The following is a 13476-nucleotide window of genomic DNA, read 5'->3' on the forward strand; positions in this document are numbered from 1 at the left end:
CGGTGCGGCGGCGTTAAGCTCCCCGCATGCCCAAGAAACCCGCCGCAGCCCCGCGTTCGCCGTCTGCCAAAAACCCAAAAAGCCCCAAGAGCCCCAAGAGCCCCGCGCGATCCACACGCCCCAGCGAGGTCCGCATCATCGGCGGCCAATGGAAGCGCACCCGCCTCGCGGTGGCCGACAAGCCGGGCCTGCGCCCCACGCCCGACCGCGTGCGCGAGACGCTGTTCAACTGGCTCGCGAGCCTGGCCGGCGCGGGCGGCGGCGAACTGCCGGGCTGGCATTGCGTCGACGCCTTTGCGGGCACCGGCGCGCTGGGCCTGGAAGCCGCCTCGCGCGGTGCGGCGAACGTACTGATGTGCGAGCAGGATGGCGACCTGGTCGCGAAGCTGCAGGCCGCCAGGACCAAGCTCTCGGCCGAGGCCGTGCGCATCGAGCGCGGCAACGGCGTCACGGCGCTGGAGCGCACGACGGCCGGCAGCCTGCATGCCGTCTTTCTCGATCCGCCCTTCGAAAGCGTCGCGCTCTACGAACCAGCCCTGCGCGCCGCGGCGCGCGCCCTGCGTCCCGGCGGCGTCGCGTATCTGGAAGCCCCCCGCCAGTGGAACGACGAGGAACTGGCCGCTTTCGGGCTCGCCAGCTTTCGTTACCTGAAGGCCGGCGCCGTGCATGCCCACCTGTTGCGGCTGGCCTCGGAGGGGACTGCATAATCCGCCGAACAAGCCGCACCGGCTGCATGAGGAACAAGCAACCATGGCCAGCAACGTCATCGCGGTTTATCCGGGCACATTCGATCCCATCACCCTCGGCCACGAGGACGTGGTGCGACGTGCGACCCAGCTTTTCTCCAAGGTGATCGTCGCCGTCGCGGCGGGCCACCACAAGAAGGCGCTGTTCACCCTGCAGGAACGCATGGACATGGCGCGCGAAGCCGTCAAGCCCTACAGCGACCAGGTCACGGTCGAGAGCTTCTCGGGGCTCCTGCGCGACTTCGTGGTGGCGCGCGGCGGCAAGGCCATGGTGCGGGGCCTGCGCGCCGTGACCGACTTCGACTACGAGTTCCAGCTCGCGGGCATGAACCGTTCGCTGATGCCCGACGTGGAGACCGTGTTCCTCACGCCCAGCGACAAATACCAGTTCATCTCCAGCACCTTCGTGCGCGAGATCGCGATGCTCGGCGGCGAGGTCAACAAGTTCGTCTCGCCCAACGTCGAGCACATGCTGGCCGCCAAGGTCCGCAGCCTCGGCCGTGAATAACCCGCGATGAGCGGTTCGCCGCCACCCCGCCTGCATCTGCTGGGGGATGCAGCGCTCCTGTGCGAGCTGCCGGCACCGGCCACGCTGGTGCAGCAGCAGCGCATCTGGGCGCTCGCCGCGCAGGCCCGCGAATGGCCCGGCGTCGGCGAAGTGCTGCCGGGCATGAACAACCTCACGCTGACTTTCGATCCGACCGCGATCGCGCTCGATGCGCTCATGGCGCAGGTGCTCGCCGCGTGGCCGAAGCTCTCGGCCAAGGCCGTCGAAGGCCGGCTGGTCGAGGTTCCGGTCGCCTATGGCGGCGAACACGGCCCCGACCTGGGCGATGTCGCGGCCCACACCGGCCTCACGCCGGCCGAGGTGGTGCGGCGCCACAGCGCGGGCGAGTACGTGGTCTACCTGCTCGGCTTTCTCCCGGGCTTCGCCTTCATGGGCGGCCTCGCACCCGAACTGGCCACGCCGCGCCGCGCCGAGCCGCGCACGGCGGTGCCCGCGCGCTCGGTCGGCATCGGCGGCGAGCAGACCGGCATCTACCCGCTGGTGTCGCCGGGCGGCTGGCAGCTCATCGGGCGCACCTCGCTCGAGATGTTCGATCCGGCCGCCGAGCCGCCCACCCTGCTGCGCCCGGGCGACCGCGTGCGCTTCGTCGTCGAGAGCGTAGAGACATGATCGTCGTCCAGAAACCCGGCCTGCTCGCCTCGGTGCAGGACCTGGGGCGGCACGGCCATCGCCAGTTGGGCATCTGTCCCGGCGGCGCGCTCGATGTGCTGGCCCTCACGCTCGCTAACCGGCTGGTCGGCAATGCCGACGGCGCCGCGGGCCTGGAACTCACGATGGGCGGCTGCGAACTGCGCTTCGAAGCCGACACGCGCATTGCGCTCGCCGGTGACGACTTCGGCGCGCGGCTCGACGGCGTGCCGCTCTGGCCCTGCTGGAGCGTGCCGGTGGCCGCGGGCCAGGTCCTCAAGCTCCAGGGCGCGAATGCATCGGGAGTGAAGAAAGCCGGGCTTCGCAGCTGGCTCGCCGTCGCGGGCGGCATCGACGTGGCGCCCGTGCTCGGCTCGCGCAGCACCGACCTCAAGGCCGGCTTCGGCGGCCACGAAGGCCGAGCCCTCCGCAAGGGCGACAAGCTGCAGCTGGGCCCATCGCAACTCGATGCCGCACAACGCGCACGCAAGCCTTTCGGCCTGCGCGGCCCCGACTGGGGCGCGGAAGAGCCAGACGGCGCCATCGCCCTGCGCGTGCTGCCCGGCCCCGAGTTCGAACAGTTCACGCTCGCCGCGCGCGACGTGCTGTGGGGCGAGCGCTGGCGCATCACCTCGCAAAGCAACCGCATGGGCAGCCGGCTGGCCGGCACCGAACTCAAGCGCAAGCGCGCGGGCGACATGCTCTCCTCGGGCGTGATCCCCGGCACGATCCAGGTGCCGCCTTCGGGCCAGCCGATCATCCTGATGGGCGATGCGCAGACCACGGGCGGCTATCCGCGCATCGGCGTGGTGATCCGCGCCGACCTGTGGAAGCTCGCGCAGGCGCCGCTCAACGGCAAGCTGCGCCTCGTGCAGGCCGACATGGCGGGGGCGCTCGCCGCGTGGGCCGACCAGCAGCGCTACCTCGCGCAGGTGGCACAAGGCCTCGCCGTGGCAGGCTGGCCGGGCGCGGCATAGACTGTGCGCGCACCGCCAGCGGGCTGCGCCGGTGCAGTCCCGCTGAAGAAGAAGGAACCTCCCCATGCACATCGACCTCAATGCCGACCTCGGCGAAGGCGCGGGCAGCGACGAAGCGCTGCTGGGCCTCGTGAGCTCCGCCAACATCGCCTGCGGCTGGCACGCGGGCGACGCCAAGACCATGCGCCAGTGCGTGCGCTGGGCCATCGAACACGGCGTGGCCATCGGCGCGCACCCCAGCTTCCCCGATCGCGAGAACTTCGGCCGCAGCACCATGCACCTGCCGCCCGACGAGATCGTCTCCAACGTGCTCTACCAGGTCGGCGCACTCGCCGCGATCGTCAAGGCCGAAGGCGGGCAGCTCGCGCACGTGAAGGCGCACGGCCAGCTCTACAACCAGGCGGTGAAGGAGCCCGAGCTCGCCGATGCGCTCTGCGAGGCGGTGCGCCGCTTCGATCCTTCGCTCAGGTTCTTCGGCCTCGCGGGCAGCAACATGATCGACGCCGCACGCCGCGCCGGCCTCACGCCGGTGGAAGAAGTGTTCGCCGACCGCGGCTACATGCCCGACGGCAGCCTCGTGCCGCGCAGCCAGCCCGGCGCGCTGATCGAGAGCGAGGAGCAGTCGATCGCGCAGACCCTCTCGCTGGTGCGCGACCACCGCGTGACTGCCATCGATGGCAGCACGGTCGCCGTCAACGCGCAGACCGTATGCCTGCATGGCGATGGCGCACATGCGCTGGCCTTCGCGCGCCGCATCCGGGAGCGCCTGCAGGCTGAGGGCATCGCGGTCCGCGCCTGACCGGCGCCGTCTTCAAGGCAACGGGTCGGGCGACAGCGCGCTCACCCATTCTTCTCCCGCTTCGGCGCAGTAGTCGGCCACGATGGCGCGCGTGAGCTTGGCGACCGCATGCACTGCCGGGGCCGTGTCGCGCACATGCGCCAGCGTGATCACCATCGGCGGCAGCGCGGGCCCGTCGCGAATTTCGAGATAGCCCTCGGCCAGCTCTTTCCTCACGAAGATCGGCGGGATCGCCGCCACGCCGAAGCCGCCTTTCGTGAGCTGGATGATCGACTGCACCGAAGGAAAGCTGCACACGCGCGGCTCGGTGGCGCGCCCGACGAACAGCGCGCTGACATGCGCGCGCGGCCCCGAGGTGCGGGAGAAGGTGAGGACCGGCACCCGCTCCAGGTCTTCCAGCCGCAGGGTGCGGGCCTTCGGCAGCACGGCGGGGCGCGCCACCCACAGCATCGGGAAGCGGCACAGCGAGGTGACGGTCGACTCACCGTCGTTCGCCACGTCCGCGATGTCGTCGTTCTGGATCATCAGGTCGAACTTGCGGCGCCGGAATTGGTCGCGCAGGTTGTGCGCCGTGTCCACCGTGATGTCGGGCTCGATGGCCGGCAACCGCTCGCTCAGCATGTGGATCAGCGGCGTGAGCCAGGTGTGGACCACCGTCTCGATGACGCCGATGCGCACCCGCCCGGAGGGCGGCGCATCGGGCCGGACCGAGAGCTTGAGCTGTTTTTCGAGCGCGAGCATCTGCTCGGCCTGGCGCACCACCTGCTCGCCGAGGATCGTGAGCTTGAGCGTGCGCTGCGTGCGGTCGACCAGCATCACGCCCAGTTCTTCTTCCAGCGCCTCGATGCGCTTGGACACGGCCGCCTGCGTCGTGCAGAGCATCTGCGCGGTCTCGCGAAAGCTCTTGAGGCGGTCGAGCATCACGAGCGTCTCTAGGAATCGTGTGTTCATGGATGAGTCTCTCCCTGCGTCCGGGCGCCTGGCGAATTTTTGTTATCGGCCTCTTCAACAAAAACTCGTTCGACAGCCACCGAGGCGCCATGTTTTCATAAAGCCGTCACACATACAGAGAGGTGCAACCCGCCCTCTGCAACCGCTGCCTTCGCATCGGCGGTTGCAGAAGTCGTGCCAGTGGGCGCACCCGGCTTTCACGTCACCCGAGCAGGGAAGGGAAGAGATGAAAAAAACGATGACCACACGGCGGCTCACGGCGGGCGCCGCGCTCGGTGCCTGCGCCCTGGCGCTTGCCAGTTGCGGCGGTGGAGGCGGAGGCGGCGGGGCCGATCCGGCCACGCTCGCGGCCCTGGCAGCGGCTGCGGCGGCTGCTGCCGGCGGGACGCCACCGGCAACGAATCCACCGTCACCGCCACCGCCACCCGCACCGCCGCCGGCGACGAATCCACCGCCACCTCCACCTCCACCCGCACCCGCACCCGCACCGCCGCCGGTCCAGGCCAAGTGCGCGATGGACACCACCGTGACGGCGTCCTACGAGGAGCAGCGCCTGCCCAACAAGCTCTCCGGCAGCGATGCCCTGAGCTTCTCGCAGCAGCTCCTGCAGGCCAGCGGGTTCGACAAGTTCGGTCCCGATTTCGCCGCGAAGCTGTGCAACAACGGCATGGCCGGCGCATCGAGCTACGACGAGGCGGTGACGCTGCTCAGGAGCGAGGGCGTGAAGCTCTGGCAGGCCGCACTGGACCGCGTCCAGGGGCGTGTCGTGCAGGGCACCTTGTCCAGGAGCGACGACCGCATGCTGTATTGGGCGCGCCTCACCATGACGTTGGCGCTGCGCCAGTGGAAGCCCGACTTCCCCCTCTCGGACGACCAGCGCGCCGCACTGCAGAACGAGTTCGAACGTGCCTCCCGCGGCCAGTACGCCATCGATTTCCCCGAGGGGCCGCAGTACAAGCGCATTCTTGTGAGTGGCTTCGATCCGTTCACGCTGGGCGCCGCAGGCAGGGACGGACAGCTGGGGATGCTCAAGGGCAATCCTTCGGGGGCGACCATCCTGTCACTGGACGGCAATACCGTGGCGCTGGCCGACGGCACCACGGCGGTGATCCGCACCTTCATCCTGCCCGTCAACTACGGGCCCTTCATCGCCGGTATGCAGGAAGACACGCTGGGGCCCTGGTTCAAGCCCGGCAGCAAGCGCGTCGATGCGTCCGTCACCATGAGCCAAGGCCGTTCCAGTTTCGACCTGGAGCACTACAACGGGCGCTATCACTTCGCGAACTTCGAGGGCAACGACAACCTGAATCCGCCCTGCGATGGCGGATTTTTCCCTGCGACGCTCGAGTGCGACATCAATCCGCCGCAACGATGGTTGGGGTATGCGGCCACGCCATGGAAAAGGGATACGCCGCCGCAATTCGTTGCCGCAAGCCTGCCGTTCCAGAAGCTGATCGATGCCAACACCGCAGCGGGCCTGGATGGGGGCGGATGGGCTGTGGCCAGGAATGACGACTACGACGTCACCCCGTGCACCCAAGCTGCTGCAGACGCGACCAGGGCCAAGGCGGATTACGATGCCGCAAGAGCGGCCTGGTTTGCCGCTCCGTCCGGTTCTGCAGAAGAAGCGGATGCACAGAAAAAGATCGATGCGGCGGCGGCATTGCTGGCCGCGAACCCGCTGAATCCGCAAGAAACGAATTGCGCGTTGAATGGAGGTGGGGGCAACTACCTGTCCAATGCCAGCGCCTACCGCAACACCTTGATGCGCGACATTTTCGGGCTCACCATTCCGGCAGGCCACATTCACACGCCGACCATGCAGACGCCAAGCGGAGTCACCAGTGCGGGCTTCGAGGCCAATCGCGAAAGAATCGTCGCGCAGTCCCGCAATCTGATCTTTGCGCTCGCGAAGAGCCTGGCGACGTCGCCCGCACCTTGATTTCCAGGAGGAAGACCATGAAATTCGCAGCCCTCGTATTCATTCTCGGTGGGGTCGCCGCCTGCAGCACCGCGCTGGCCCAACCGGTTGGCGGGTTCTATCTGTTCAAGCACAAGGAGAGCGGCAAGGTCGTGTGTTACCAGCAGGTCATCAACGCCGACTGGGAGCGGCTGTCCGGCCCGTTCCAGGACAGCGACTGCAAGATCGAAGAGAAGCCGAAGACACGGCGCAGCGACCTCCCCGCAAGCCCGCTCGACCTGGCGCCCAAGAAATAGCGGCACTCGCCGGGAAGGTTTTCTGCGGTAACTTCGGGTGCATGACCCAACCGAAGTCACCCAGATCCTCCCCGCCGTTGCGCGTCCTGCTCACCGGCTTCGATCCGTTCGACCGCGAAGCCATCAACCCGTCATGGGAGGCTGTGCGCGCACTCGACGGCGCGAAGATCGGCCGCGCCACGGTGCACGCCCGCCAGATGCCCTGCGTCTTCGGCGACGCCATCGAGGCGCTGGTCAACGCGATGGACGAACTGAAGCCCCAGCTGGTGCTCTGCGTCGGCCAGGCCGGCGGACGCTCGGAGATCACGCCCGAGCGCATCGCGATCAACATCGACGACGGGCGCATCGCCGACAACGCGGGTCACCAACCGATCGACCTGCCGGTGGTGGCGGATGCACCGGCCGCGTATTTCTCGACGCTGCCGATCAAGGCTATCGCGCGCGACCTGCGCGCGGCCGGCATTCCGGCTTCGGTGTCGAACAGCGCGGGCACCTTCGTGTGCAACCACATCTTCTACGGGCTGATGCACCGCATCGCGACGCACCCCATTGCGGGGTCATCGGACTTGCCGGACCTGCGCGGTGGCTTCATCCACATTCCGTACCTGCCCGAGCAGGCGGCACGTTTTCCGGGTGCGCCGAGCATGTCGCTGGCCACGATGACCGAGGCGCTGCGCATCGCGGTCGCCACCGCGCTCGCGGTGAAGCAGGACGTGGCCGAGACCGGCGGCCAGCTGCATTGATGCACTGAGCCTTTTCAGGCCGGCGGAAACGTCTTCGCGAGCCACGCATTCAGCGCCGCGTTGACGAACTCGGGCTTCTCCATCGTCAGCATGTGGCCGCACTGCGGCACCCACACCACCTCGGCCTGCGGCAGCAGCGCGGCCATCTCGCGGGTGTGCTCGGGCGGCGCGAGCTTGTCGTCGTCGCCGCACATCAGCAGCACCGGCGCCTGCAGCGAGGCCAGGTGGGTGCGCGCATCGGGGCGTCGCATCACGGCGCGGTTCTGAGCGATGAGCTGGGCCGTGCCGGCATCGAGCACGATGTCCAGGTAACGCTGCACCAGCACGGGGTCGCCGGCTTGCGTGGGATGAAAGGCGAAGTAGACATTCGCTTCGATCACGTCGCGCGCTTCGCCGCGTTCGAAGAGTTCGATGGCCGCCTCGCGCATCGTGAACATGTCGGGCGGCTCGGGCCGCGCGCTGGTGCCCAGCAGGGCGAGCCCGGCGATGCGTTCGGGCGCCTGGCGGGCCGCCTCCATCGCGACCATGCCGCCCATGGACGCGCCGCAGAGCATCAGCGGCCCCGCGTGCTCGCGCAGCACGGCCGCGGCCATGGCTTCGATCGTGTCGTTGCGCGTCTGGACGTCGCTCACGCGGGCGTCGAAGGCGGGGGGAAGGGCAGGCCGCTGGGCCTCCCAGAGGCGCTCGTCGCAGGCGAGGCCGGGCAGCAGGACAAGGTGGGGCATGAGGCGATTTTGCGCGATCGCGGCAAGCCCGCGAACGGCATAGGCTTGATGGCCGGCACCCGCGCCGGGCGCGCACCGGCATACTCGCGGTCGCTGCGCGCGCACGGTGCGCGCGCGTTTTGGCGCCCCTGTCGAGGACAACAAATGAACCTGGTTCAACGTGTGCAGGACATCCTGCTCAAGCCCAAGACCACCTGGCCCGTGATCGACGCGGAGTCGGCCGATGCCGCTTCGCTCTACAAGAACTACGTGATGATCCTGGCGCTCATCCCGGCGGTGGCGAGCTTCATCGGCCTCTCGGTGGTCGGCCTCGGCGTCTTCGGCGTCAACTTCCGCGTGCCGGTCGTCGCGGGGCTGGCCAACATGGTCGTGGGCTATGTGCTGTCGCTGGTCATGGTGTTCGTGCTCGCTCTCATCATCGATGCGATGGCGCCGACCTTCGAGGGCACCAAGAGCCAGATCAGCGCGCTCAAGCTCTCGGCCTATTCGAGCACCGCGGCCTTCGTCGGCGGCATCTTCAGCCTGCTGCCCTCGCTGTCGGTGCTGGGCGCGGTGGCCGCGCTCTATGGCATCTACCTGCTCTACCTGGGCCTGCCGGTGCTGATGAAGTGCCCGGTCGACAAGGCCATCGCGTACACCGCGGTGGTGGTGGTCTGCGCCATCGTCGGCGGCTTCGTCATCGCCTGGGTGCTGGCGCTGCTCACGCCGTCGCCCGCGCGCGTCGGCATGGGCACAGGCATGGGCTTCGCAAGCGAAGCGGTGGCAGTTGTGCAACAGCTGGCTGCCGCAAAAACCTGAGCGTCACGCGCACGGTGGAAAATGGGCGGCAATGCCAACGCCCAAACCCGACACCACCACCGACATCATCCTGATCCGTCACGGCGAAACCGCCTGGAACCGCGAGCTGCGCTTCCAGGGGCATGCGGATGTGCCGCTCAACGACATCGGCCACGAGCAGGCGCGCCGCATCGGCCTGCGCCTGGCGGGCGAAACGGCACAACACCTCCTCAGCAGCGACCTCATGCGCGCGCAGCAAACGGCCGCTCCGGCGGCGCTGCAGCTGTCGCTGCCGGTGGTCACCTCGGCGGCGTTGCGGGAGCAGTACTTCGGCATCGTCGAGGGCATGCGCTCCGACGAGATCCAGAGCCTGCATCCGCGCGCATGGGAAGAGTGGCTGGAGTTCCGCGAAGACCACGCGATGCCCGAGGGCGAGACGGCGCGTGAATTCCACGCGCGCATCGTCGCGGCGCTGGGCACCATCGCCACCGCCCACAAGGGACAGCACCTGATCGTCGTCACCCATGGCGGCGTGCTCGACATGGTGTGGCGCACCGCCAAGGGCCTGAGCCTGAGCGGCCCGCGCCAGAGCGACATTCCCAACGCGGGCTTCAATCGCATCCGCATCGCCGACCCGGCTGCACCTGAAGCGATCGAGATCGTCGACTGGGCCGACACGCGTCACATGGCCGACCTGCCGCCGCAGCCGACCTACGACCAGACGCGGCACCTGAAGAGCAAAGGCTGAGGCCCCGCGCGCTCAGGCCCTTGCCGGAATGACGCCGGCGGCGAGCTGCCCGAGGCCGAGCCGCGCGTAGACGGCCCCCGCCTGCCGTCGCAGCCTCAGCGATTCAGGCTGGCCATTGAGTTGCTGCTGCAGGATGCCTTGCGCCGCGGCGAGCGTGGACTCGCTGCCCATGCGCACCAACGCATCCAGGTACACCTGTTCGAACAGATCGCGCTGCGCATGGCTGCCGCCGATCTCGATCATGCGCGGCAGCGCCACGCCCAGCCCTTCGATCGCGCCCGCGAAATCGCCGCGCGCATGGGCCGCGAGCCCGTGCGCGGCCGGCACGCAGACGCGCTGCCATGCGGCGCGCGTCGAGGGCGGTGCACCGGGCGCAAAGGCCTCGATGTTGTGCAGCAGCGCATCGGCCTCGGGCCGTCCGGCACGCGCGAGGCCATAGAGGTATTGCAGGTCGAGAAAGGGCAGCACGTGGTCCGCCTGCCGCTGCAGCAAATACCCCGCCACGTCGTTCCAGCGCGCACCCACGTCGATGCCCGCGAGCTCCAGCCGTGCGAGCAGCGACACCGCGCCGATCTGGTCCTGCGAGTAGTCCTTGACCACGCCCCAGGCGTGCTCGTCGTACACCGCGAGCGCCTGGGCGTCGCGGCCCAGGTCGATCAGGAACAGCGCCACGTGCCACCAGTTGTGCGTGACCATGAAGGAGTTCAGGCCGATCCAGGTGTCGCTCACGCTCTCCATGAACGCGAGCCCCTCGGCGAGCCGGCCTTCGGTGAGCATCACGTGCGCGAGCGCGTGGTGCGCCCACGGCTCCTTCCGGCACATGGCGATGGCCAGGCGCGCGCTGGCCTCGGCCTCGCGCATCAGGTGGCATTGCTCGTAGCCGAAGGCGGCCATGCCGTGCAGGTAGGGCACGTCGGCCGCCGAAGGCAGCACCGCGAGCGCGAGCCGCAGCATGCCGGGGCAGTCGCCGGTGTTGAAGCAGTGGTACTGGCCCAGCTTGACCGATACCAGGTCGCGCGGAAATTCGCGCGCCTGCTCTGCGTGCAGCGCGATGGCGCGGGCGATGTCGCCGTCGGCCCACGCCTGGATGGCCGCGATGTAGCGCTGCTCGCGCGGCGTGGCGCGCGCGGCACCGGCCCGGGCCTTCGCGAGAAACGGCCGCGCATTCGCTACGGCGTCGCGCGATTCGGCGAACAGGTGCAGCGTCGCGCAGTACGCCTGCACGAGGGGGCTTGCATCGGTGTCGGCCAGTGCGATGAGGTTGGCGGCGCGCGACTCGGTCGAGATGAAACCCATGACGAAGTCGTCGACCAGCGCGAGGCTGGCGGCATCGTCCAGGGTGAGCGGATTGCCGAGGCTGTCGGCGGCGTGCGAGTTTCCGGAGGGCATGGCGGCATGGTGCCATGCCCCCGGGACACCGGGAAGGGCTTCAGACCCCGGCTTGCTGGTGGCGGTACTCCTGGGTCTTTCCGCCGTAGCCGTAGGCCGCGCCGCGCGCGTCGATCACGTGGATGTACGACACCTCGTGCAGGTCCGGCCGGAGCTTCGCCATGGCCGCGTGCACCTCGCGCAGGTAGCGCGCCTTCTCGGCCTTGGTGTTGGTCTCGTCGGTGATGCTGATGTCCAGGTGAAAGGCCGATTTGCCCAGCGACGCCAGCGTCTGGCCCCCGATGAACCAGGTATCGGCGGCGATGTACTGCACCGTGATGGCGATCACCGGCAACTGCTTGCCGAGCACGCTCTGGGTGAGTTCGGCGACGGTGTCGACGGTCTTGCGGGTAAGGGTTGCGTCGGGTTCGCCGGAGAGGTGGACAACGATGTGGGGCATGGTGGACTCCTGTGGAATGAATGAACGATGGGGTGATTGTGGGATTCCGATGGTCATCGGAAAAGCGGGAAGATATGATGGAATCCATCGGTTAAACGGACGGATGAAATCATGCAGAGCTTCGACCTGGAACAACTTCGCACCCTGGCCGCGGTGATCGACGCGGGCAGCCTCACGGCCGCTGCGCCCCGCGTGTTCCTCTCCCAGTCGTCCGTCAGCGAGCAGATGCGCAAGCTCGAGGAGCGCGCGGGGCAGTCGCTGCTCACGCGCAGCAAGGCCGGCGTCGCGCCCACCGAGGCGGGCACGCGGCTGCTGGCGTATGCGCGGCGCATCCTCGCGCTCAGCGACGAGGCGTTTCGCGACCTGCACGGCGAAACGCTGCAGGGCGAGCTGCGGCTGGCCGTGACCGACTACTTCCGTCCCGGCGATCTCACGCAACTGCTGGGGCGCCTGGGCGAGAGCTATCCGCAGGTGCGCCTGAACGTGAGCATCCTGAAGAGCGACGCGTTGCGGGCCGCCTATGCGCACGGCGACTTCGACGTCGGCCTGGCGATGGACATCGCGGGCGCGTCGTCGTCATCCTCGGCGCAGGGCGCCAAGGCCTCGCTGATCCGGCGCGAATCGCTCGCGTGGCTGGGCGCCACCGGCCTGCGGGTGGCGCGGGGCGAACCGGTGCGGCTGCTGGCGCTGCCGGACACCTGCTCGCTGCACCAGTTCACCGTGGCGCTGCTGCGGCGGCGGCGCGTGCCGTATGTGCTCGCGCACGTGGCATCGGGCGTGGCCGGGTTGCAGTCGGCACTGGCCGCGGGGCTGGGGGTCGCGTGCCTGAACGAATCCGCGGTGTGCGAAGGCGTGGCCCGGCTGGCGGCGCCGCACGGCCTGCCGGCCCTGCCCAAGGTCGCGTTCCAGTTCCTGCCCGGACGCCGGGGCGAGACGGCGTTCGTGACCCGCGCCCGCGAGATGCTGGCCACGCACCTGGTGTGAGGCCGCCGGGGTGGCGCGGGATTTGCGTCGCTCCCGCCATGGACGCGCCACAACCCACCAACCTGCCGGATCTGCTGCGCCATTCCCGTTTCGATGACGCGCAGGCGATCTTTTCGGGCACCTTGTTCGTCGCCATCGCGATGATGCTGTTCGGCCAGGCGGGCCTGCTCACGGGCGGCACGGCGGGCGTCGCGTTCATCCTGCACTACGCGACCGGCGTGAGCTTCGGCAAGCTGTTCTTCCTGGTGAACCTGCCGTTCTACTGGTTCGCCTGGCGCCACATGGGGCGGGCCTTCACGCTCAAGACCTTCTCGGCGATCGCACTGCTCTCGGTGATGACCGACTGGGCGCCGCGCTACCTGTCGATCGGTTCACTGCATCCGGCTTTTGCCGCGGTGCTCGGCGGCCTGCTGCTGGGCACGGGGTGCCTGTTCCTCGCACGCCACCGGGCGAGCCTCGGCGGCGCGACGGTGCTGACGCTGTACCTGCAGGAAAAGCGCGGCTGGCCGGCCGGCAAGGTGCAGATCGGCATCGACTGCACGGTGGTGCTGCTCGCGCTGTTCGTGATTCCGCCGCAGCGCGTGGGGTGGTCGGTGCTCGCCGCCGTGGTGATGGGGCTCTTCCTGTGGATCAACCACAAGCCGGGGCGCTACGCGGCGACTTGAGTTCGGGGTGCTCTGGTTCGGGGGCCTGTGCGCAGGCCACCGGGTACTCCCCTCCGCGAATGTCCCCCGGGGCTTCGCCCTTCTCCTTGATTTCGCTGCGGGGAGCACCCGATGCCCTGCG

The 13476-nt window shown here is 68.8% G+C and carries 16 protein-coding genes; 12 read left to right on the forward strand and 4 right to left on the reverse strand.

Annotation, left to right across the window (positions count from 1 at the left end; genetic code table 11):
* Positions 1-26: 26 nt before the first annotated feature.
* From BM133_RS22390 to pxpA, 5 genes are all read left to right on the forward strand, one after another.
* Positions 27-707, forward strand: coding sequence for an RsmD family RNA methyltransferase (locus BM133_RS22390; protein WP_093438588.1), 681 nt, complete (start codon positions 27-29; stop codon positions 705-707).
* 43 nt (positions 708-750) lie between these two features.
* Entirely contained in the window at positions 751-1254 is a 504-nt protein-coding gene (coaD, locus tag BM133_RS22395) for a pantetheine-phosphate adenylyltransferase (protein ID WP_042582798.1), read from the forward strand.
* Positions 1255-1260: 6 nt separating this feature from the next.
* The gene (gene pxpB / locus BM133_RS22400) at positions 1261-1923 is read left to right on the forward strand and encodes a 5-oxoprolinase subunit PxpB (RefSeq protein ID WP_093438591.1); all 663 of its coding nucleotides are present in this window, start codon (positions 1261-1263) and stop codon (positions 1921-1923) included.
* On the forward strand, positions 1920-2918 hold the full coding sequence (locus BM133_RS22405; RefSeq protein WP_093438593.1) for a 5-oxoprolinase subunit C family protein: 999 nt from the start codon (positions 1920-1922) through the stop codon (positions 2916-2918). The genes pxpB and BM133_RS22405 overlap by 4 nt, the downstream gene beginning before the upstream one ends.
* A 64-nt stretch (positions 2919-2982) precedes the next feature.
* Positions 2983-3717, forward strand: a complete 735-nt coding sequence (gene pxpA / locus BM133_RS22410; RefSeq protein ID WP_093438596.1) for a 5-oxoprolinase subunit PxpA — start codon at positions 2983-2985, stop codon at positions 3715-3717.
* Between the two features lie 12 nt (positions 3718-3729).
* Here the strand turns inward: pxpA and BM133_RS22415 are convergent, their stop codons facing one another.
* Positions 3730-4668 (reverse strand): LysR family transcriptional regulator, encoded by a 939-nt coding sequence (locus tag BM133_RS22415; RefSeq protein ID WP_093438598.1) that lies wholly within the window; start codon positions 4666-4668, stop codon positions 3730-3732.
* A 514-nt stretch (positions 4669-5182) separates the two neighbouring features.
* Between BM133_RS22415 and BM133_RS22425 the strand changes: the two genes are divergently transcribed.
* The 3 genes from BM133_RS22425 to pcp are packed head-to-tail and all read left to right on the forward strand — an operon-like array spanning position 5183 to position 7628.
* Complete coding sequence (locus BM133_RS22425) at positions 5183-6610, forward strand: hypothetical protein (RefSeq protein ID WP_093438603.1); 1428 nt, start codon at positions 5183-5185, stop codon at positions 6608-6610.
* Positions 6611-6627: 17 nt separating this feature from the next.
* The gene (locus tag BM133_RS22430; protein ID WP_093438606.1) at positions 6628-6885 is read left to right on the forward strand and encodes a hypothetical protein; all 258 of its coding nucleotides are present in this window, start codon (positions 6628-6630) and stop codon (positions 6883-6885) included.
* Between the two features lie 41 nt (positions 6886-6926).
* Entirely contained in the window at positions 6927-7628 is a 702-nt protein-coding gene (gene pcp / locus BM133_RS22435) for a pyroglutamyl-peptidase I (protein ID WP_093438608.1), read from the forward strand.
* Positions 7629-7642: 14 nt separating this feature from the next.
* On the opposite strand, the gene BM133_RS22440 is transcribed toward pcp, so the two are convergent.
* Entirely contained in the window at positions 7643-8458 is an 816-nt protein-coding gene (locus BM133_RS22440; protein ID WP_256219333.1) for an alpha/beta fold hydrolase, read from the reverse strand.
* A 39-nt stretch (positions 8459-8497) separates the two neighbouring features.
* Between BM133_RS22440 and BM133_RS22445 the strand changes: the two genes are divergently transcribed.
* Together BM133_RS22445 and BM133_RS22450 are read left to right on the forward strand one after the other, a co-directional pair.
* Positions 8498-9151: a Yip1 family protein gene (locus BM133_RS22445; RefSeq protein ID WP_093438610.1), complete on the forward strand. Its 654-nt coding sequence runs from the start codon at positions 8498-8500 to the stop codon at positions 9149-9151.
* Between the two features lie 31 nt (positions 9152-9182).
* Positions 9183-9878 carry a histidine phosphatase family protein gene (locus BM133_RS22450; protein ID WP_093438612.1) on the forward strand — a complete coding sequence of 232 codons (696 nt, stop codon included), beginning with the start codon at positions 9183-9185 and terminating at the stop codon, positions 9876-9878.
* A gap of 12 nt (positions 9879-9890) precedes the next feature.
* Here the strand turns inward: BM133_RS22450 and BM133_RS22455 are convergent, their stop codons facing one another.
* Both BM133_RS22455 and BM133_RS22460 read right to left on the reverse strand, forming a co-directional pair.
* The gene (locus tag BM133_RS22455) at positions 9891-11267 is read right to left on the reverse strand and encodes a tetratricopeptide repeat protein (protein WP_093438615.1); all 1377 of its coding nucleotides are present in this window, start codon (positions 11265-11267) and stop codon (positions 9891-9893) included.
* Positions 11268-11307: 40 nt separating this feature from the next.
* Positions 11308-11706 (reverse strand): tautomerase family protein, encoded by a 399-nt coding sequence (locus tag BM133_RS22460; RefSeq protein WP_093438617.1) that lies wholly within the window; start codon positions 11704-11706, stop codon positions 11308-11310.
* Between the two features lie 111 nt (positions 11707-11817).
* On the opposite strand from BM133_RS22460, the gene BM133_RS22465 reads away from it, so the two are divergent.
* On the forward strand, positions 11818-12690 hold the full coding sequence (locus tag BM133_RS22465; protein WP_093438620.1) for a LysR family transcriptional regulator: 873 nt from the start codon (positions 11818-11820) through the stop codon (positions 12688-12690).
* Positions 12691-12728: 38 nt separating this feature from the next.
* A complete protein-coding gene (locus BM133_RS22470; RefSeq protein WP_093438622.1) occupies positions 12729-13355 on the forward strand; it encodes a YitT family protein in 627 nt (208 codons plus the stop codon).
* Positions 13356-13476 lie beyond the last annotated feature (121 nt).

Origin of the sequence: Variovorax sp. 770b2 (genome assembly GCF_900115685.1) — a bacterium.
In the GTDB taxonomy this organism is placed as follows: domain Bacteria; phylum Pseudomonadota; class Gammaproteobacteria; order Burkholderiales; family Burkholderiaceae_C; genus Variovorax.